Genomic DNA, 20,661 nt, shown 5'->3' with positions numbered 1-20,661 from the left:
AGGGCAGAATGCTTATTTTACCTGTGAGCGGGCCCCTTAGACCTGCTGTTCCGCAGCGGCCTGTACGAAGCCGTAAAACAGGGGATGGGGCCGGTCGGGCCGGCTCTTAAACTCCGGGTGGAACTGCGCGCCCACAAACCAGGGGTGCTCGGGAAGCTCCACAATTTCCACCAGCCTGCCGTCAGGAGACAGGCCCGCCAGCTTCATGCCCCGGGCCTCCAGCTCCGCCCGGCAGGCGTTGTTAAACTCGTATCGGTGCCGGTGGCGCTCCGAAATCTCTTCCGCGCCGTATAGCTCGTGGCTGCGGGTACCGTTCGTCAGCGCGCAGGGGTATTTTCCAAGGCGCATGGTGCCGCCTTTTTCCGTCACGTTCACCTGATCGGGCATCAGGGCGATGACGGGATAGGACGTGGTTTCCGAAAACTCAGAGGAGTTTGCGTCAGTTTTTCCCACAACGTGGCGGGCAAACTCGATGACCGCCATTTGCATCCCAAGGCAGATGCCGAAGAAAGGCACGCCATTCTCCCGGGCGTACCGCACAGCGGCGATCATTCCCTCGATTCCCCGGTCGCCAAAGCCGCCGGGGACCAGAATGCCTGCGCAGCCCGCAAGAATCTCCCGCGCGTTTTCCGCTGTCACCGTTTCGGAGTCAATCCAGCGGATATCCACCACCGCGCTGTTTGCAATGCCAGCGTGGTTCAAAGACTCCACAACAGAGAGATATGCATCGTGAAGCTGGGTATATTTCCCCACCAGCGCAATTTCCACCCGCTGCTTGGCAGCCTTTTCCCGCCGGACCATGGCGGCCCACTCCCGCAGGTCGGGCTGAGGCGTAATCAGCCCGAGACGGCGGCAAACCGCCTCGTCCAGCCCCTCCTTCTGAAGAAGAAGAGGAACCTCATACAGCGTCTGTGCCGTGGCGTTTTGAATCACGCAGTCGGGACTTACGTTGCAGAACAGGGCAATTTTCCGGCGCATGTCGTCGCTGATGGGGGTGTCACACCGGCACACCAGAATGTCCGGCTGAATGCCCAAGGACAAAAGCTCCTTCACGGAGTGCTGAGTGGGCTTGCTTTTCAGCTCGCCGCTGCCGGGAATCTGAACGATGAGGGGCACATGGATGAACACCACGCTGCCTTGGGGCTGCTCCGCGGCCACTTGACGGATGGCTTCCAGAAAGGGCTGGGATTCAATGTCGCCCACGGTGCCGCCGATTTCGCAGATGACCACGTCCACCTCTTCGTCGGCCATGGCGTAAATGCAGGCCTTGATTTCGTCGGTGATGTGGGGGATGATCTGCACTGTGGCGCCCAGATAGTCTCCCCGGCGCTCCCGGTTTAAAACGGACCAATAAATTTTGCCGGAGGAGACAGAGGCGTTTCCCGTCAGCGTCTCGTCCACAAACCGCTCGTAGTGGCCCAGGTCCAAATCCGTCTCCGCTCCGTCGTCGGTGACGAAGACCTCGCCGTGCTGATAGGGGCTCATAGTGCCGGGGTCCACATTGATATAAGGGTCGAATTTCTGGTTTCGCACCCGTACGCCCCGCTGCTTCAAAAGCCGCCCTAGGGACGCGGCGCAGATGCCCTTCCCAAGGCCCGATACTACACCGCCGGTCACAAATACAAATTTTGTCGCCATAGCCGTTCACCTGTTCCTTTCCGATTGTTCCGTTTTCCCGTCTTTCCGCCTGAAAAAATAAAAATACCGTGGATAGCTTGCGGTGAAGGGGCCCCGGTTTACAAGGGCTTCAGCGCAATCCACGGTCTGCGGTCTTTGATTTTCGGGGCGGGTCCAAACGCGTCTTCCCGCCGCGGATCGCTGCTCCAAACCGACGGAGCGCGGCGCTCCGCCCGTTGGGGCACGCTGTAAAAATACGTTATACTTATATCGCATTCCGGCCAACTTGTCAACGAGGAGCGGGAATTTCCCGGCGTTTTTTTAAATTCGTAAAAATAGCAAAAAGATATTTAACCTATTTTATATAAAATGACAATTGAATTTAGCTATTTAAAGCTATATACTGTAAAAGAAATTCGAAATGTCGGGCCGATAGACGGCAGAAAGGAGCGCTATCCCATGAACAGAAATCTGATTGCCTGCGTCTCCTTCCGCTACTTTACCAAGGTCCGCTTTGCGGGCCGTTATTGCACTGCTTTAAAGTGGGAAACCGACTGAAAGACCGAGTTTTGCTTTTTCGTATGGAAGGCGGCTCCGTCCTTTGGACGGGGCCGTTTTTTATAGCTTTGAGGTCTGACTTGGACTTCAAAACGATTTGTTTTTGAGATGAAAGGAAGTATTTCGCATGAAAAAGAAGCTGTTCTCCCTTGCTCTGGCCTGCGCCATGGCGCTGGGCCTTGCCGCCTGCGGACAGACCGCTCCCGCCGCGTCCGGCTCCGAACCCGGCTCGGCTGCCGCTTCCAGCGGCGAAAAAGTCTATCAGGTGGGCGTGATTCAGTTGGTGCAGCACCCCGCGCTGGACGCCGCCACGCAGGGCTTTCAGGATGTTTTAAAGGAGAAGCTGGGCGATCAGGTAACGATTAACGTGCAGAACGCGGCCAACGACTCCGCCACTTGTTCCACCATGGCTACCCAGATGGTTTCCTCCAACGTGGACCTGATTATGGCAAACGCAACCCCCGCCCTTCAGGCGGCGGCTTCCGCCACCAGCGAGATTCCCATTCTGGGCACCTCCGTCACTGAGTACGGCGTGGCCCTGAGCATCGACAATTTTAACGGCACCGTGGGCGGTAACATCTCCGGCACCTCCGACTTGCCTCCGCTGGATCAGCAGGCCGCCATGGTCACCGAGCTGGTGCCGGGTGCTAAGACAGTTGGCATTCTCTACTGCTCCGGCGAGCCCAACTCTGTTTATCAGGCCGAGGTGGTGAAGACCGAGCTTGAGAAGGCGGGCCTCACCGTGAACACCTATACCTTTGCAGACTCCAACGACGTGGCCGCCGTTACCACCACCGCCTGCAACGAAAGCGACGTTCTTTACATCCCCACCGACAACACCGCCGCAAGCTGCACCGAGGCCATCAACAACGTGGCCCAGCCCGCGGGCGTGCCCATCATCGCTGGCGAGGAGGGCATCTGTAAGGGCTGCGGCATCGCCACACTCTCCATTGACTACTATGAGCTGGGCCGCACCACCGGTGAGATGGCCGTGAAAATTCTCACCGGTGAGAGCGATATCTCCGCCATGCCTATTGAGTACTATCCCAGCCCCGTGAAGAAGTATGACGCGGACCGCGCAGCGGCGCTGGGCATTACCATCCCTGACGGGTATACCGCCATCGAGGGCTAAAAAAAGTCCTGTAACTGCCGATTTCCCCGCCCGGGCGCAAGGGCCTTTGCCTCCGGGCGGGGAATCGACAGCGGAGGAATGGGGTGTCGACGCCCCATTCCCCTGCTGCCGAGGAAAATGACTGAAAAGAGGAGAAAACCATGGAACTCGCGGCATATTTTGCTTCGCTGGACCCGGTCAATTTGCTGAAAAGCCTGCCCGGCGGCGTGGCGCAGGGGATTGTCTGGGGCGTGATGGCGCTGGGTGTGTACATCACCTTTCGTCTGCTGGACATCGCCGATCTGACGGTGGACGGTTCCTTCACCACCGGCGGCGCGGTGACCGCTATGCTGATTCTGGGAGGCTGGCCCGCCTGGGCGGCGGTGCTGGCTGCGATTCTCGCCGGGATGCTGGCGGGACTTTGCACCGGACTGCTTCATACGCGGTTTGGCATCCCGGCAATTCTGGCGGGAATCCTGACCCAGTTCGCTTTGTATTCCATCAATTTGCACATCATGGGGATGGCGGCCAACAAATCCGTGAATCCGGACAAATTCCCCATTTTTATCACCTCCCGCCATGTCCCCGCCGCGATTTTGACGGGACTGGTCATCGCGGCGGTGCTTGTGGCGGTGCTGTACTGGTACTTTGGCACGGAGCAGGGCAGCGCCGTCCGTGCTACCGGCTCCAATCCCGCCATGAGCCGCGCGCTTGGCATCAATATCGACTCCATGAAGGTGCTGGGCCTTGGCCTGTCCAATGGGCTGGTGGCGCTGGCCGGGGGACTGATGACCCAATATCAGGGTTTTGCGGACGTGAACATGGGCCGGGGCGCCATTGTCATTGGCCTTGCCGCCGTGATTATCGGCGAGGTGGTGTGTGCCGCAATTTTTCGCAAGGGGACAAATTTCGGGGTGCGGTTGGGCTTTATCATCGCGGGCGGCGTTCTGTACTATGCGGTGATGACTCTGATTTTGTGGCTGAAGCTGAATTCCAACGACTTGAAGCTGTTCACGGCCATTATCGTGGCGGTGTTTTTGGCTGTGCCCTATTTGCAGGCGCAAGCCAAAAGCTCTTTCAAGCTGGCAGGCCGGCGGGGCAGAGCCGCCGGGAAGGAGGAGAGCAAGCATGCTTGACATCAACCATATCTGCAAGACCTTTAACCCCGGCACCATCAACGAAAAAAGGGCCCTTCAGGGTCTTGATCTGCACCTTGGCGAGGGGGATTTTGTCACCGTCATCGGCGGCAACGGCGCGGGAAAGTCCACCATGCTCAACGCGGTGGCAGGCGTGTGGCCCGTGGATCAGGGGAGCATCCTTATCGACGGGACGGACGTGACCGGCCTGCCGGAATTCCGCCGCGCGCCCTTTATCGGGAGGGTGTTTCAGGACCCCATGATGGGGACGGCCCCCAATATGCAGATTGAAGAAAATCTGGCCCTTGCCTATCGCCGGGGACAGAAGCGGGGCCTTAGGTGGGGCGTGACGAAAAAGGAGCGGACCTTTTACCGGGAACGGCTGGAAATTCTGGGCCTTGGTCTGGAAGACCGGATGACCGTGAAGGCAAGTCTTCTGTCCGGCGGACAGCGTCAGGCATTGACGCTGCTGATGGCCGCGCTGCAAAAGCCGAAGCTGTTGCTGCTGGATGAGCACACGGCGGCGCTGGACCCCGCCACGGCGGCAAAGGTGCTGGAGCTGTCCGATCGCATCGTGCAGGAAAACGGACTGACGGCCCTGATGATTACTCACAACATGCAGGATGCCATCCGCCATGGCAACCGGCTCATCATGATGAATGCGGGCCGCATTATTCTGGATATCTCTGGCGAGGAAAAGAAAAAGCTCACCAAGGCGGACCTTCTGCAAAAATTTGCGGAGGTTGCCGGGGTGCAAGAGGAGTCGGATCAGGTGTTGCTCTCCTGACGCGGCGAATCTCCCGGGCGGGCTTGCCCCGCCCGGGAAAAAGCGGAAAGCCGCTTTTTATGAGGTGTGAGGCTGGGCCGGTCCCGGCTTTGTAAAAATTGACGGTTGACAAACCAAGAAGACCCGCATATAATGCAAAACAATCAATCAAAAACCTGTGAGGCAGAGAAGTAAGCCAGAGGGCTAGCCCTTTAAGAGAGTCGCGGATGGTGAGATCGCGGCAGGGAACCCCAGCCGAATGGACTGCCGAGGGCGGAGCGAAAGCGAGAAGCGAGTAGCGACCGACGGGAACCGTACCCGTTATCCACACGGCGCGTATGTCAAGTACGTGAAACGAGCGGGCGCTTTGCGTCAACTTGGGTGGTACCGCAGGATGAAAGTCTTGTCCCAATAAAGATTGGGGCAGGGCTTTTTTTGTTATAGTTTGAGGGAGGGAACCGTATGCGTGAAAAACGATGGCGCCGATGGCGCAGTTTAAAAGCCGTCCCGACAAAGCCCCCGCACAAGCCTTGAATTTTTATAAAATAGATTGGAGATTTTAACGATGAAAAAGTTTTTGACTTTTGCCCTCGCCGCCGCCATGACCCTGAGCCTTGCCGCCTGCGGCAACCGCGGCGCTTCTTCTTCCGCAGCCGGGTCTTCTACTCCCGCCAAGGAGCCTTTTAAAATCGGCCTGCTGCAATATGGGCAGCACGGCTCGCTGGACAACTGCCGGGAGGGCTTCTTTGAGGGCCTGACCGAGGCGGGTCTTGTAGAGAACGTGGACTACACTGTGGACTATCAAAACGGCGGATTTGACGACAACGTGAACACACAGATTGCCGGAAAGTTTTCCGCCGACAACGTGGATATGATGGTGGGTGTGGCCACGCCCTCCGCAATGGCCTGCTACGCCGCCGCCGAGGAGAAGGATATCCCCGTGATTTTCGTGGCGGTTACCGACCCCGCCGCCGCGGGTCTTGCCTCCGGCAACGTCACCGGCACGTCCGACCTGCTGCCGGTGAGCGAACAGCTTCAGCTCATCCGGGCCTTACAGCCGGATGCCAAGACCATCGGCATTCTGTATACCACCAGCGAGCCAAACTCCGTGTCCGCCGTTGCCGAGTATGAGGCCAAGGCTGGGGACTACGGGTTTACCATCGACGCCGTGGGCGTCACTGCCCAGGCGGAGGTGCCGCAGGCCGCGGACACGCTGCTTTCCCGCAAGGTAGACTGCTTCTCCAACCTCACCGACAACAACGTGGTGGGCGTGCTGGCCGCGATTCTGGAAAAGACCAACGAGGCGGGCGTGCCCGTGTACGGCTCTGAAATTGAGCAGGTGAAGCTGGGCTGTGTTGCCGCTGCCGGAATCGACTATGTGCAGTTGGGCCGCCAGACCGGTGCCATGGCCGCCAAGGTGATCCGGGGCGAGGCGGCCTGCGCCGACATCCCCTTTGAAACCATTGCATCTTATAGCAACTATGTCAATTCCGACGCGCTGGACGGCATGGGAATCACTCTCCCCGCCGACATCGCCCAAAGCGCGGTGGAGGTTGACGCGGCGGCCTGATTTTAAAGTCGCAAAGCTCCGCGCCGGTACTCTGCCGCGAAAGCGGCGGAGTACCGCGCGGCGCGTTTTATCTCCTACATAAAAAATGCTTGAAAAGGAGGGGCCGTGCATGACAGACCTGATTGTGGGCACCCTGATACAAGGGTTGATTTATGCGCTGATTTCATTTGGCGTGTACATCACCTATTCCATTCTGGACTTCCCTGATCTGAGCGTGGACGGCAGCTTTCCTCTGGGCGCGGCAGTCACCGCCGTGCTGCTGACCCGGGGCGTTAACCCATACCTGACGCTGCTGGCGGCGCTTGGAGTGGGGGCGCTGGCGGGGCTGTTTACCGGCTTCATCCATGTGAAGCTGCATGTCCGCGATCTTTTGGCGGGCATCATCACCATGACGGCCCTGTTTTCCATCAACTTGCAGATTGCAGGCTCCAACCTGACGGTGGAGCGGAGCGTGGACACCATTTTTACCGCAGGACCCACCATGGCGTTACTGGGGGGCCTGAGCCTGACGTACCGCAAGCTGATTGTGGCGCTTGTGGTCGTTCTTGCCGTAAAGCTGCTGATGGATGCGTTTTTTACCACCAAAGCGGGATTACTTCTCCGGGCGGTGGGGGACAATGCGGCGCTTGTCACCTCCCTTGCCAAGGACCGGGGCAATGTAAAGCTTCAGGGTTTGGTGCTGTCAAATGCTTTGGTTGCTCTGGGCGGCGCGCTGGTGTGCCACGAAACCCGCAGTTTCTCTGCAACCATGGGCACCGGGCAGGTGGTGTTCGGCCTTGCCTCGGTGATTATCGGCGTGGCCCTGTTCCGCCGCTTCAGTTTTGTGAAGGGGACCACCGCCGTCATTGTGGGCAGCGTCCTCTATAAGCTGTGTATTGCTATGGCACTGAGCCTGGGCCTGCCCCCCAATATGATGAAGCTGATCACCGCTGTGCTGTTTTTGCTGGTGCTGGTGGCTTCGGGCCGGAAGGGAGAGGAGATTATCCATGCTTGAGGTGCGGGAGGTTACAAAAATCTACAACCCCGGCTCCATGATGGAGCAATGCCTATTTAACAAATTCTCCCTCTCCGTGGAGGACGGGCAGTTTGTGTCCATCGTGGGCAGCAATGGCTCCGGCAAAACGTCTTTGCTGAATATTATCTGCGGGTCCATTGCCGTGGAGAGTGGAGACGTGCTGGTGGCGGGCGAGAGCATCCTTAGAAAGAAGGACTTTCAGCGCTATGCCACCATGGGCCGGGTGTACCAGAACCCGTCCATGGGGACCTGCCCCAATCTGACCATGCTGGAAAACCTGTCTCTTGCGGACAACAAGGGGAAGTCCTTCGGCTTTGGCCGGGGCGTGAACAAAAAACGTATTGACTCGTACCGCGCCGAACTGGAGGGTTTGGGATTGGGGCTGGAGGATAAGCTGAACGTAAAAATGGGGTCCCTCTCCGGAGGACAGCGACAGGCGGTGGCGCTGCTGATGGCCACCATGACGCCCCTGCGTTTTTTGATTCTGGATGAGCACACGGCGGCGCTGGACCCCAAAACCGCCGAGGTGATTATGCTTCTCACGGACAAAATCGTGCGGGAGAAGCGGCTTACCGCCATGATGGTGACCCACAACCTGCGCTATGCCGTGGAATACGGCGACCGGCTGTTGATGATGGACCGGGGACAGGCGGTGCTGGACCGGGCGGGAGCGGAAAAGAAGCAGACCTCCATGGAGGAGCTTCTTGCGCTTTTTAATAAAATTTCCGCCGAGTGCGGAAGCTGAGGAGGACACGCGATGGCAGACTATATCGGCGCCAGCGGCGAGCAGGCGGGAACGGACCGGCTGGCGCAGGCGTTTGCGAAGCTGGCCCCGGAAAATGACCCCGGCTGCCCGGAGGCACAGGCGCTGGTGGAGAAATGGCAGACGCACATGGCCACGTACCATGGCGGCTGCGACCGGGAAAAGCTCCAGAACATGGGGCGGCTATACGGCGCGGACGACCGTTTTGCAGAGACGCTGGACAGCTATGGAACCGGCACCGCCCACTATATGGGTGAGGCAATTATGAAATATCTGGGCGAGTAAACGCCGTCAAAAATTCCGCGGCCGGGGAAACGTTTCCCCCGGCCGCGGAATTTTTTGATGGTTCAGTCCGCCAGCGCCTGAAGTCTCTCACGGTCAGTCAACTCCACAGCCCCCCGGGAGAGGGACACCATGCCCTCCGACTGGAAATAGCGCAGCATTCGGGTGACCACCTCCCGGGCTGTGCCCAGATGCGCGGCAATTTTGTCGTGGGTGATGCGCAGCACGTCGCCGCCGTCCAGCGTGCTTTCCGCCAGCAGAAATTCCGCAAGGCGCTTGTCAAAGCTCTTCCACATAATCTGCTCCACCAGCCACATTACCTCGGAAAACCGCGCGGCCATCAACTGATTGGTGTAATTTGCCACAGCAAGGGAGCCGTCGGAAAGCCGCTTATATACGTCCGAGGGAATCACCCACAGCTCCGCGTCCTTCTCAGCCTCCACGGCAATGTCAAACTGAATGTTTTTCATGATGCAGGAGGCGGAAAACAGGCACATATCCCGCTCGAACAGGCGGTAAATGGTGATTTCCTTCCCCTCGTCGGATAGAATGAACGCCCGAAGCTGCCCGGAGCGCACGATCATCAGGCCCACACAGTCCGCGGCACCGGCGTGCAGAAGCGTCCCCTTGGGCGCAAAGCGCCGCACCGCCGCGCCCGCCAGCAGCGCCCGCTCTCCCTCGGTCAGCTCCTTCCAAACCGGAAAATATTCCCCCAGCTCCATGCGCCAACGCCTCCCGTCACGGCGGCTTTTTGAAAAAGCACCGCCTGTTTATATACTACTATGATTATACCCGTTATTTTTCGCCTGTCAATTTTTTAACCGGACAGGAATCCGCCGCTGACGGTGACAACGTCACAGAAGAACCGCTTCAGCGGGCATATACTGTTAAAAAATAGACGTGCGCCCAAAGAGGGTTGCACGACAAGGAGGAGAAGCTATGTCAAAGGTCGTGATTATCGGCGGCGTCGCCGGAGGAGCAAGCTGCGCTGCGCGGCTGCGCCGACTGGACGAGGAGGCGGAAATTATTCTGCTGGAGCGGGGGGAATACATATCCTACGCCAACTGCGGGCTGCCTTATTATGTGGGAGATGTGATTCGCTCCCGGGACGCGCTGCTGGTGCAAAAGCCGGAGGTAATGCGCCAGCGGTTTCGGGTGGATGTGCGCACGCAGAACGAGGCTCTTTCCATTGACCGGAAGAAAAAGACCGTAGAAATTAAAAACCTTGCCACGGGCGAGGTTTATCAGGAACCTTACGACTATCTGGTGCTGGCCACCGGCTCCTCTCCCATCCGCCCACCCATTCCCGGCATTGATTCGCCCCGTATCCGTACCCTGTGGACCGTGCCGGACACAGACCGGCTGCGTGCCATGGCCCGGGAGAGCGGCGCACGCTCGGCTGCGGTCATCGGCGGCGGATTTATCGGACTGGAGGTGGCGGAAAACCTCCACCATTCTGGTCTGGACACCACGATTGTGGAAATGCTGGATCAGGTGATGGCTCCCATGGACTACGAGATGGCGCAGGTTTTGCATGAAAACATCGAGGCAAACGGCGTGCATCTGTCTCTTGGCGATGGGGTGGACTCGTTCCGGGACGACGGGAAACAAGTGACCATCGTGCTGAAAAGCGGACGGGAGGTCACCGTGGATTTCGTGGTGCTGTCCATCGGCGTGCGCCCCAACAACGAGCTTGCCAAGGCGGCGGGGCTGGAGCTGAATCAGCGCGGCGGCGTCGTGGTGGACGATTCGCTGCGCACGGCGGACCCGGATATTTACGCCGTGGGCGACATCGCGGAGGTGGGCGAGCTGGTGTTTGGCGGGCGGGCTATGGCCCCGCTGGCAGGCCCCGCCAACAAGCAGGGCCGCATCGCGGCGGACAACATCGCAGGAGGGAGCTCGGTTTACCGGGGCGCCCAGAGCACCTCGATTTTCAAGGTTTTTGACCTGACCGCCGGGACTACGGGCGTCAACGAAAAGACGCTTACACAGCGTGGTATGCTTCCGGGCCGGGACTATGAGCGGGCGGTGATTACCCAGAACTCCCACGCGGGCTATTATCCTGGCGCGGTGCCAATGTTTTTGAAGCTTCTGTTCTCCATGGACGGAAAGAAGCTGTTCGGCGCGCAGATCGTGGGCTATGACGGCGTGGATAAACGGATTGACACCATCGCGGCAACCCTGCGGCTTGGCGGCGGTGTTCGGGAGCTTGCGGAGCTGGAACTTGCCTATGCTCCGCCCTATTCCTCCGCCAAAGACCCTGTAAATATGCTGGGCTTTACAGCGGAAAACGTCCTTACTGGGAAAATTTGTTTCTCGAATTGGGACGCGGTGGAAAAGCTTCCGGATGCGGTTTTGCTGGATGTGCGGGAGGACGCGGAGCGGATGGCATTTCCGCTGGAAAGCGCCCTTCACATCCCCCTTGGAGAGTTGCGGGACCGGCTGGACGAGGTGGACCGCACGAAGCCCGTTTTGGTGTTCTGCGCCATTGGTGTGCGCTCCTATAACGCGTCCCGCGTCCTGATGCAAAAGGGCTTTACCAATATCCTGCTGTATCCCGCCGGGACACGGTTCTACCAGTCTACCCATTATCGGCAGTTTGGGGAGACTGCTCAGTCGGCCCCGTCGGTTTCGGACAACGGGCAGGCGGCGGAAAGCGCCGCACCCGTCGTCCCCAAAGAGACAATCCGGCTGGACTGCAACGGTCTGCAATGCCCCGGCCCCATCATGAAGGTATTTGAAACAATGAAAGAGATGAGGGAGGGGGAGACCCTGGAGGTCACCGCCTCCGACCCCGGCTTTGTAAAGGACATCGGTGCATGGTGCCGCCGCACGGGAAACACGCTGATGGTCAGCGAGCGGCGGGGGACGGATTATGTGGCGCTGGTGCGCAAGGGCATGGCGGAGCCGACGGCAACTGCTCCGGCAAGCACGGCGGGCGTTCCTGTCGGCGCGGAGACGCAGGTGATCGACACGCCGCAGGGAAAGACCATTATCGTTTTTTCCGGCGATTTGGATAAAGTGCTGGCCAGTTTTATCATTGCCAACGGCGCGGCGGCCATGGGACGTCCTGTGACCATGTTCTTCACCTTCTGGGGGCTGACGGCCCTGCGTAAGGCGGAAAAGCAGCCGATAAAGAAGACCTTTATGGAATCCATGTTTGGCGGAATGCTGCCCCGGGGCAGCGAGAAGCTGAAAATCTCCCGGATGAATATGGCGGGGATGGGAACTGCCATGATGAAGAAAATCATGAACGACAAAAATGTAGACTCTCTGGAGGCTTTGATTCAAAAGGCCATGAAGCAGGGCGTGAAAATTGTGGCCTGCACCATGAGCATGGATGTCATGGGTATCAAAGAAGAAGAGCTGATCGAGGGCGTGGAACTGGGCGGCGTGGGCGCTTACCTTGGCGACGCGGAGGAGTCCAATGTGAACCTGTTCATTTAAGGAACGCCGTCCGGGATAGGAAAACGGTCATTCCATGAAGGGGAAAAAGGCATGGCGTTCTGAAAGGAAAGCCATGCCTTTACCTTTGCGCGTAAATGTGTTATCATAAGGGAGCCAAACACATACAGGAAAAGGGTGGGCATTATTGGCTGTGTGGTAGATTGGAACGCAGCACCGAAGTCGGAGAGATGAATGAAAGTGGTGGTTTGAAATGCAATACGGGCCAAATCCCAACGCAATTTGCCCCAACGAGGCTATCAAAAGCGTGTGCTTTATAAAAAATGTGGTGACCCGACCCAATATTTTGGTGGGGGAGTACACCTATTATGACGACAGCACCGGCCCGGAGCAGTTTGAGAGTCACGTTACCCACCACTATGAGTTTTTAGGCGATAAGTTGATTATTGGAAAATTCTGCGCCATTGCCAAGGGCATCGAGTTTGTAATGAATGGCGCGAATCATCGTATGTGCAGCGTTACCACGTATCCCTTCAACATCATGGGCGGCGGCTGGGAGAAAGCGACCCCGGCGCTGGAAGACCTGCCATTCAAGGGAGATACCGTGGTGGGAAACGACGTGTGGATTGGGCAGAATGTCACCGTGATGCCGGGCGTGCACATCGGAGACGGGGCAATTATTGCGGCAAACTCCGTGGTCACAAGGAATGTTCCGCCCTACGTCGTTGCCGGGGGGAATCCCTGCAAAATTCTGCGCAAGCGGTTTGAAGACGAGCTAATAGACTATTTGCTGCGTCTAAAATGGTGGGACTGGGCGCCCCAAAAAATTTTTGACAATCTGGAAGCGCTGTGCAGCGCGGATTTGGACAAAATTAAAGAGATTGTCTGAGAGACGGTCTCGGACTCAAATATGTACATAGGGCGGCGGAGCGCCTACGTGTAATTTTTCTTGAACTTCGCCCGCGTTGCTGGTATAATAGCAACGCGGCAGCGATTATATATGTTATAACGGCTGCATCGCGCCAGTGGTGTATAATAGGTGAAGGCAAGATTTGGGCAGGCGTGCCTACATCGCGGATGGTTTTGGGAACTGGTGCGAAACGTAAGCAGAACTGAATATCGGGGTGTAGCGCAGTTGGTAGCGCGCCTGGTTTGGGAGTGCCGTGCCGGTATCCGAGGCGGATAACACCAAAACACCGAAAGCCCTTGGAACACAGGGACTAGAGGGCTTCTTCCACCGAGTGAAAAGCATCTCGAAATTGCATTTGACCACAGCAATGACCACAGATAGCAAAAATCTAGGAACCCCCAGAAGCAAATATCCGGGTATAGCGAAGCTGGTATCGCGCCTGGTTTGGGACCAGGAGACCGTGCGTTCGAGTCGCACTACTCGGACCAAAAGTCCGCTGAAATTAAAAATTTCAGCGGACTTTTTTCTTGAAAAAGTTTGGATTTGCATCTGCGCCCACCGTCGGTTTTGAGAGCCCTCTAAACCGGCTTTTTCTTTGTTTATTGCGGCACAGAATTTGCGTATTCAACTGGTAATATCGCGCCATATCGACTAACGATCAACAAATCAGCCACAAGCTTTTATGATACTGCCTTGTCCATTGAGTGTTCACCTTCATATGCTTCGATCATACAGTTTGTCCGAATGCAGAACTTCGGCCACTTCATCTGAAACCTCGATAGTCTGATCTTCTATGTAATAGTCCCGCAAGTTTATAATTGTCATAAGAGCCTCCAAACGTTTAGAATTTTATGAAAATCTAGACTGTGGAGGTCCTCTTGCGATTGGTATTACGGAGGAAACGTACTTGAAAAGAAAGGCGCTCAGGCCAAACAGCCTGAGCGCCTTGATCTTAGATAGTTAGGCTTTCTGAGATGCTGTTATAAATGTACGGGAATCTGTATTCCCAAACACTGTGATTTCAGCGCGATAGACAGCGCCAGCTTCTCCGTTGTACAGGACATAGTTGGCATAAGAATAATCGTTCGTAGTAGAAAGCTCGGGATTCTTCGTATTGTTGTAAGTCTTTACGGGAATCCAATAACTTCCGCTTTGCTCTTCCACAACAATTTGACTTGCACCAATTTTATCAAGGATACTTGTGCCAATCACGAGAAAAGAAATCTTTATTACCCCGCCGCCCTCTGTTGTAATGACTCCGTCATATTTGCTGAGGTACTGGCTGGATTGAACTGACATATCTTTTGCCATAGCAGGGACACAGAGACTAAACAAGAAAGTCAAAATCAAAAGCAGGGACATTCCCCTTGAAAAAATCTTTTTCAATTCAATTTACTCCTCATAAATAGAATTGATCATAGTCTCCATTTCCGACTCTGCTATTTTCCCCGTAATGCTACATTCAAGATTATCTACGAACCATGTAGCAACCAGAGCGTCTTCATTCTGCATAATGTAATGATCTACGCCACCAGATTGATACACGGTAACTTGGCTGCTGCCTTTTTCTTGTATTGCAGCTTGGGGATGTTCATGTACGATCACCGATACAATAACAGTGCGGTCTGTTGTTTCATCTTCATAAAGCGCGGTATACATTGGTTCCCCAATGTCTAAATAGGACTTCACGCCGGAAAAAGCAAAACCTTCCGGAATCCACTTTGGCGAAGCGGGCCGTGTGATGCCCGCTTCCGTCAATGCGTCTTCCAACGTCTGGCTTGTATCCAGCTCGGTGCCGGAGGTAAACTCCGCTCCCTGCGACGAAACTTCTTCGGTATGGAATTGGAAAATATCCTGCGTCCATTGCGCAAACATCTTAAAGATATTAATTTCAAATGCGTTTGCAGCCACCGCGCACAGACATACAACAGCGGCAGCGATGGTAATGATCCGCAGGAATCTATGACCCGCCCGTTTAGGCTGGGGAGCTTTCAAATCAGCCTGTTCCTCGTTTTTGTTTTTGTGGACAAGTTCGTTTTGCTGAATATTGCTATTTACGTGGATCGATTCTTCCCTCGTGGGACAATAATTTTTTTGGAAGTCTTTCCATCCCGCGTCCACATCAAAATGGGGCGCGGAGGGATCTTCCTCTTCCCGCTGTGCAATCACCTCCATCACGCGGGTGATAAATTCGTCATTGGCCGCGTCGTCGGAATCCCCGGATTCAAAATCGGCACGGACAATGTTTTTCAACTTCTCGGTACTCATGCGTTCGAGAAATTGATAGGAACCGCTGTTCATATCTCCAAGGTCAGGCATTTTGAAACCTCCTTGCTATAATAGTGTTTTAAAAATCAAGAAAGCGGACAAAAAGTTAAAAATTTTTTTCAGCAGTTTTAACTTCTGTCTTTCTCCAGCTTTTTACGTAATTCTTTCTTTACCCGGTCTACTCGTTTTCTACAAGCCTCCGCGGAAACGCCCAACTCCTCCGCAATTTCAGAGTATGTATGTTGATCTACCAAAGAGAGCCGGAGCAAGTGTAAGTCTTCTGCGGACACGATACCCCCATATTCAAGCTCAACGTCCGGCTCATCCTCGTGGCTCCCCAATTCCTCAATAGGTATTCCCTCGTCATCAATCGGCACACTTGCAAACCGTTTCTGGATTCGCTGCCGATTCCGTACAACGTTATAGATGATTTTCCGCAGCCATGTTTTTGGATATTCCACTTGCTCTAGATCGTCCGTTTCCATCACAATGCGGAATGTCTCCTGCACGATTTCCTCAGCCGCGTCAGGAGTGTCCAACAGACAGGCGGCATGAAACAGCAGTTTTGAGTATTGCCGATACCATTGCTCAACAAGCATTCTCTTTTGATTGACATCCACAGGGATTGCCTCCCATCCGCAAAATTCTCAATTATTTCCACATTCAGTATAACATATGAGAGTGCGCGTTGTAAAAAAATAATATATTTTAAAATTTTTGTCCGCTTTTTCGGTTTTCCAGACACTATTATTACGAAGGGAAACCGAAACTGACGATCCCATGCCACCGGGGGTACGAAGGGAGCGGACCAATGCAGTAAGTATTATAGCAAAGACATTTTGCATATCTCTATTCCGGTGGATTCTTTACAAAATGAGAAAAGAGGTATAACATGAAAAAGAAAATGATGAGTTTGGCTCTGGCAGTGGTGATGTGCCTGTCCCTGTGCGTTCCGGCGATGGCTACCCTTGAATCTACTGACTTTACTAGCCAAGAGTTACAGAACATTGATGTTACCAATCAAAAAATTCAGAATTACATGGAAAATCGCTTAACACGGCGAATGATTGATCAAGGCAGTTTACCTATGACTGCAATCCGGCAGGAGACTAGTTATAATTGTGGCGCAGCAACCTCTTGCATGGTTGCAACTACTATGGGCATTGGGAACTATACCCAGGCAGAAATGGGTACTATTGTGGGTACAACCACAGATGGAACTAGTTCCGATGGGATTCGTACCGGGCTGAATTCTTTGTTGAGCAGCAAAGGAAGAAGTGAACGGTACGAAAAAGTGTCCACATCAAATGCTTCTTTAGCAAGTAGCATTATTTATTCAATTAACGATGGTGTCCCCGTAATCATGAGCGTAAAGCAGATGCCCTTGTATCGATCTTCAGGCCATTTCATTACCGTATGTGGGTATAGAAGTGGTTTTGCTGGTACATCCTCTGTCAACGAAGCAACTATCTGCGACTGTCACCCTACATATTATGGTAAATATACTTATGATATAAGCGTTTTGGAAGCAGCATGTAATTCCAATGCAGGAATTTTTTTAAGGGCGGCATAAAGTTTTTATTTGTCAATTCGTTGAATGTAAATAAAATATAGAAAGGGTATAAGCGAATCATAGCAGCATCTTAAATAGAAATTTAAGATGCTGCTATGATTTTAAAAGGTAGATAAGTGAAAAGGTTTTTTATTGCTATATTTTTTTGCAGTTGCGTGTTTGCTTTAGCTGCTTGTGGAAACATATCAGATTCTCAAAAAGTCGCTCACGACATAATTACAGCGCCAACAGTTGGCTATATGTCTGATGATGCTTATTCTTTATATCCAGGAATGCTTTATGATATTATGAAATTAGATTCAGATGAAAAGATGCAAATACTTGATACGAATGGAAGCAAATTGCTTATCAATGTTTATAGCAATTATAAAGAAGATGATCCAAATTTTTTAGAAGAGGGCTATAATGCCATTACAAAAAAAATAGCGATATTTGACCTTGAAACAAATACCATAAATGCTACTTACTTCTTTCAAAATAAATATTGTTCTGATGCAATATTTCAAAAAAATTGTATTGTGTGTGTGATACTTTCTCCTGGGTTCCTGACAGACTATAAAATTATAAAAGTCAATGACGAATCAACACAAGAAATCACTATGGGCAATTGCTATGCAAATGAGTTCGACGACCCTCATCTTGCGAAATTGGGTGACGCTTCCTTTGCATATAGTTACTCTAATGAAGGGTCTGCAACAAATAATTTTGGGGTAAACATTGTTTCCTTACAAAACAAAATCGTCCATCAGGTAAGTTTAGAAGATGACGGTAAAACAGAGCATTTAAGAACAACGCTACAAGGCGATGGTATTCGATATGCGTACTATACTGCAATTAAAGGAAAAGGAACAATAATAATAGGAGATCAGACTGAGATATTATATCAGTTTGAACTTCCCACATCTGAACGCGTTTATGATTTTTGTTTGCTAGATAAATACATTCTTTTTTCTATGGAAGATGTGAAGAATGATATTTCGGTACAGAAAATTATCGTGAAGGACTTAAGTGGAAAAACGATTACCGAAAATAACTGCTCAGCACTTTTTCATTTGGAATCGAATGGAATTGATGCAGCGTTAGGAACAGATTTGAAATATCAAATCTACAATGTACAATTTACTGATGATAACATTATACTTTATAAAATGGATTTTCCAGTTGAACCCGCCCTGTTTTACAGTTTAGATGCAAATAAGTTTTTGCTACACTATAATTACAATTCAGACCCGGAAAACCTACGGTGTGTTGTATTAGAGTTCATTAAATTCACTTAATGCCCTAATAGACCAGCTAAGCACAATCAAATTTTTTTATATAATAGATGGGAAAAGTTTTGGGCATGCAGGGCAAGTGTACCCACACTTGATATTTTTACAGCCCCTCGGGCCGTGAAAATGCTTGTTAGGGGTCTCCCTAAACCCGGCTCTACACAGGAAATGATCATGAGTTTTAGTTATAGCTCATTATAATGCTGCACTTATTAGAGGTTCCTGCTAACTACATTAGTAACTATGGAGGATACCGTGAAGAAAAGAACCGTAAAAAGCACGGTAATCGTGTTAGTCATATGATTTTTGTGCCTATTCTTGATGCTCCTGTTCCGCACTGCCATAAATGCCGCCAATCCATCAACACAGGACCTGGAGGATTATCCCTCCGTTCTTCAATCCTTAAATTATCCGGGGACTTCCGCGCTGGCTCTTTTTCCCGATGAGATTCCGAAGTCCGCTGAGGAAGTATATTTTGCCTATGACTCTGACATGGGTGGCACTTCTCTGTGCCTAAAGTACCATACAGACCTTGACTCCGTTCAAGCGTACCAGCAAGCGGCCGCACAGAGGGCGGTTTGGTCCGGTTCTCCCGCGCAGACGGACGCAAAATCCATGGGGGTTTATGCGGAATCCCTGACAGTGTTCGACTATGCTGAAAAAGGAATACCGTCCGATTTGACGGCCTATGTAATTTATCAAAAGCCCTATAAGGAAAACAACTGGAACCACGGTGAAATCAGTCTGGTTGGAATCAGTGCTGATTCCTCTGAATTGCTATTTATGTTTGAGGATTGGTAAAGTAAGCCGATACAACGAATTTTAATCAGAACATATGGGCGGTTCTCGCGCCTGAACGCAAACCCAACCCACCCCATAAGGGACAGAGCCGCGGCTCTGTCCCTTATTCGTTTCTCAGAATGCGTCTCGCGTTGGTTTAACATACCGTTGGCCTGCCAATCTCGGAAAAGCCAGTAATGGCACATGAAAAGCAAAGCATTTCAAAAAAATATAATATATTTGTCCGCTTTTTCGGTTTTTCAGACACTATTATTACGAAGGGAAACCGAAATCGACAATCTCACACCACAGGGGGCACGAAAGGAGCGGACCAATGCAGTAAGTATTATAGCAGAGACATTCTGCATATCTCTATTCCGGCAGATTCTTTACAAAATGAGAAAAGAGGTATAACATGAAAAAGAAAATGATGAGTTTGGCTCTGGCGCTGGTTATGTGCCTGTCCCTGTGCGTTCCGGCGTTTGCAGTAGAGAACGATAATGCACCCCATGTAACCCAGAACAATGTTACTAATTTAGCATGTAATACTGCAACACAACTTCTTGAGGATTACTATGACGTTACCAACGTTTCTGGAGAAATCACAAATGTTGAAGCGACCTCAGGCGAAGTAAATTATGTAGTCGATGTTTCTTATACCACTCAAATCAAAGCGAAAACCCCGGATGATGCTCCGTATATTCAGGGTATTTTGGCCGCAATGGAGGACCTGACCGATGAAAGCGAGCTTCAAAGAGCTAACGATTATCTGACCATTTGGCGTGGAGAATTGGAGCGTGAACATATCGGAAAAGAACTTTCTCACAATGCAGAATTTATTGTGTCTGTTCCGCTGTTGCTGAAATCCAGCAATTCCGATATTAATTCCAATGAATTTTTGAACACGCTTTCAGTCGAAAATGCGGAAGTCAAGGTTCACACATACGATGAACTTCACTCTTCTGCTAGCCGTGCAGTTTACGTTGATGAGCCGTTGTCTTCTTTTGTGCCTACTGCGCAGGAGGCCATGGAAAATGCTCGTAATGACGTAAGCAATATCATCTCTGGCAATAGCAGCAATCAGGTCAGAGGGGTCAGAGCGTCAAGCACGTCAAGAGCACAAGAATTAGATCGTGTAGATGCGGCTTATTATGCGAAACAAGAGAGCAACTTTCCAATTGGACATAGGCCCGACGGAAGCAAATATGCGCACTATGATTCGGACTGCGCAAACTTTGTTTCTCAGTGCTATAGCGCAGGTGGAGTAGCACAGGATAGTGTGTGGTATGATGATTCAAGCTGTTGGAACTTGACTGGTGGCCCCAGAAAATCACCGGGTCACTATGGGATCACTGACTATATGCTCGAAAATGATATTGTGTTCCATGCTGGAACCGGTACATGGAATCGCGCTTTCGCCGGGAGCATCATGTATTATCCCACATCTCTCACTGAGCAGGCTCATGTCGGCATTATCACAAGTAATGATGGACAAACTGCGTATTATAGTGCGCATACGAGTAACCATCGTAATGAAAAAATGAGCGACTATTACAAGACGGTTATGGATTTCTATATCCCGGTTTGGGATTCTCATACTGGCACGTGGACTCCGCAGTAATTTTTAAATATTCTA

18 protein-coding genes and 1 tRNA gene are annotated in these 20,661 nt (G+C 52.5%); 14 read left to right on the top strand and 5 right to left on the bottom strand.

The window, feature by feature from the left end:
• Positions 1-36 precede the first annotated feature (36 nt).
• Complete coding sequence (locus tag RTU96_RS10480; RefSeq protein WP_312636545.1) at positions 37-1,638, bottom strand: CTP synthase; 1,602 nt, start codon at positions 1,636-1,638, stop codon at positions 37-39.
• Between the two features lie 664 nt (positions 1,639-2,302).
• Between RTU96_RS10480 and RTU96_RS10475 the strand changes: the two genes are divergently transcribed.
• From RTU96_RS10475 to RTU96_RS10445, 7 genes are all read left to right on the top strand, one after another.
• Positions 2,303-3,307, top strand: coding sequence for an ABC transporter substrate-binding protein (locus RTU96_RS10475; RefSeq protein ID WP_312636544.1), 1,005 nt, complete (start codon positions 2,303-2,305; stop codon positions 3,305-3,307).
• Between the two features lie 140 nt (positions 3,308-3,447).
• The gene (locus tag RTU96_RS10470; protein ID WP_312636543.1) at positions 3,448-4,422 is read left to right on the top strand and encodes an ABC transporter permease subunit; all 975 of its coding nucleotides are present in this window, start codon (positions 3,448-3,450) and stop codon (positions 4,420-4,422) included.
• Positions 4,415-5,209: an ABC transporter ATP-binding protein gene (locus RTU96_RS10465; RefSeq protein ID WP_312636542.1), complete on the top strand. Its 795-nt coding sequence runs from the start codon at positions 4,415-4,417 to the stop codon at positions 5,207-5,209. Before RTU96_RS10470 ends, RTU96_RS10465 begins: the two co-directional genes overlap by 8 nt.
• Positions 5,210-5,753: 544 nt before the next feature.
• Positions 5,754-6,758, top strand: a complete 1,005-nt coding sequence (locus RTU96_RS10460) for an ABC transporter substrate-binding protein (RefSeq protein ID WP_312636541.1) — start codon at positions 5,754-5,756, stop codon at positions 6,756-6,758.
• A gap of 109 nt (positions 6,759-6,867) precedes the next feature.
• Positions 6,868-7,752 carry an ABC transporter permease subunit gene (locus tag RTU96_RS10455; RefSeq protein WP_312636540.1) on the top strand — a complete coding sequence of 295 codons (885 nt, stop codon included), beginning with the start codon at positions 6,868-6,870 and terminating at the stop codon, positions 7,750-7,752.
• On the top strand, positions 7,745-8,518 hold the full coding sequence (locus RTU96_RS10450) for an ATP-binding cassette domain-containing protein (RefSeq protein WP_312636539.1): 774 nt from the start codon (positions 7,745-7,747) through the stop codon (positions 8,516-8,518). The genes RTU96_RS10455 and RTU96_RS10450 overlap by 8 nt, the downstream gene beginning before the upstream one ends.
• Positions 8,519-8,530: 12 nt before the next feature.
• Entirely contained in the window at positions 8,531-8,821 is a 291-nt protein-coding gene (locus RTU96_RS10445; protein WP_312636538.1) for a TipAS antibiotic-recognition domain-containing protein, read from the top strand.
• A gap of 62 nt (positions 8,822-8,883) precedes the next feature.
• On the opposite strand, the gene RTU96_RS10440 is transcribed toward RTU96_RS10445, so the two are convergent.
• The gene (locus tag RTU96_RS10440) at positions 8,884-9,540 is read right to left on the bottom strand and encodes a Crp/Fnr family transcriptional regulator (protein ID WP_312636537.1); all 657 of its coding nucleotides are present in this window, start codon (positions 9,538-9,540) and stop codon (positions 8,884-8,886) included.
• Between the two features lie 217 nt (positions 9,541-9,757).
• On the opposite strand from RTU96_RS10440, the gene RTU96_RS10435 reads away from it, so the two are divergent.
• From RTU96_RS10435 to RTU96_RS10425, 3 genes are all read left to right on the top strand, one after another.
• Positions 9,758-12,265 carry an FAD-dependent oxidoreductase gene (locus RTU96_RS10435; RefSeq protein ID WP_312636536.1) on the top strand — a complete coding sequence of 836 codons (2,508 nt, stop codon included), beginning with the start codon at positions 9,758-9,760 and terminating at the stop codon, positions 12,263-12,265.
• 211 nt (positions 12,266-12,476) lie between these two features.
• On the top strand, positions 12,477-13,112 hold the full coding sequence (locus RTU96_RS10430) for a Vat family streptogramin A O-acetyltransferase (RefSeq protein ID WP_312636535.1): 636 nt from the start codon (positions 12,477-12,479) through the stop codon (positions 13,110-13,112).
• Between the two features lie 433 nt (positions 13,113-13,545).
• Positions 13,546-13,621: transfer RNA gene (locus RTU96_RS10425), tRNA-Pro, on the top strand.
• A gap of 472 nt (positions 13,622-14,093) precedes the next feature.
• On the opposite strand, the gene RTU96_RS10420 is transcribed toward RTU96_RS10425, so the two are convergent.
• The 3 genes from RTU96_RS10420 to RTU96_RS10410 all read right to left on the bottom strand — a co-directional run bounded on the left by RTU96_RS10420 (position 14,094) and on the right by RTU96_RS10410 (position 16,021).
• Complete coding sequence (locus RTU96_RS10420; protein ID WP_312636534.1) at positions 14,094-14,519, bottom strand: hypothetical protein; 426 nt, start codon at positions 14,517-14,519, stop codon at positions 14,094-14,096.
• 6 nt (positions 14,520-14,525) lie between these two features.
• The gene (locus tag RTU96_RS10415) at positions 14,526-15,452 is read right to left on the bottom strand and encodes a DUF4367 domain-containing protein (RefSeq protein ID WP_312636532.1); all 927 of its coding nucleotides are present in this window, start codon (positions 15,450-15,452) and stop codon (positions 14,526-14,528) included.
• A 77-nt stretch (positions 15,453-15,529) separates the two neighbouring features.
• Positions 15,530-16,021 carry an RNA polymerase sigma factor gene (locus tag RTU96_RS10410; RefSeq protein ID WP_312636531.1) on the bottom strand — a complete coding sequence of 164 codons (492 nt, stop codon included), beginning with the start codon at positions 16,019-16,021 and terminating at the stop codon, positions 15,530-15,532.
• Positions 16,022-16,293: 272 nt separating this feature from the next.
• Here RTU96_RS10410 and RTU96_RS10405 point away from each other — a divergent pair, with 272 nt between their 5' ends.
• The 4 genes from RTU96_RS10405 (at position 16,294) to RTU96_RS10390 (ending at position 20,646) form a co-directional block, all read left to right on the top strand.
• Positions 16,294-16,974 (top strand): C39 family peptidase, encoded by a 681-nt coding sequence (locus tag RTU96_RS10405; protein ID WP_312636530.1) that lies wholly within the window; start codon positions 16,294-16,296, stop codon positions 16,972-16,974.
• Between the two features lie 155 nt (positions 16,975-17,129).
• On the top strand, positions 17,130-18,251 hold the full coding sequence (locus RTU96_RS10400; protein WP_312636529.1) for a hypothetical protein: 1,122 nt from the start codon (positions 17,130-17,132) through the stop codon (positions 18,249-18,251).
• A gap of 300 nt (positions 18,252-18,551) precedes the next feature.
• Positions 18,552-19,046: a hypothetical protein gene (locus RTU96_RS10395; RefSeq protein WP_312636528.1), complete on the top strand. Its 495-nt coding sequence runs from the start codon at positions 18,552-18,554 to the stop codon at positions 19,044-19,046.
• Positions 19,047-19,440: 394 nt separating this feature from the next.
• Positions 19,441-20,646, top strand: coding sequence for an amidase domain-containing protein (locus RTU96_RS10390; RefSeq protein ID WP_312636527.1), 1,206 nt, complete (start codon positions 19,441-19,443; stop codon positions 20,644-20,646).
• The last annotated feature ends 15 nt before the right edge of the window (positions 20,647-20,661 follow it).

The organism is Oscillibacter sp. (assembly GCF_032018205.1).
In the GTDB taxonomy this organism is placed as follows: domain Bacteria; phylum Bacillota; class Clostridia; order Oscillospirales; family Oscillospiraceae; genus Oscillibacter.
This window is presented reverse-complemented; position numbering and strand designations above follow the sequence as displayed.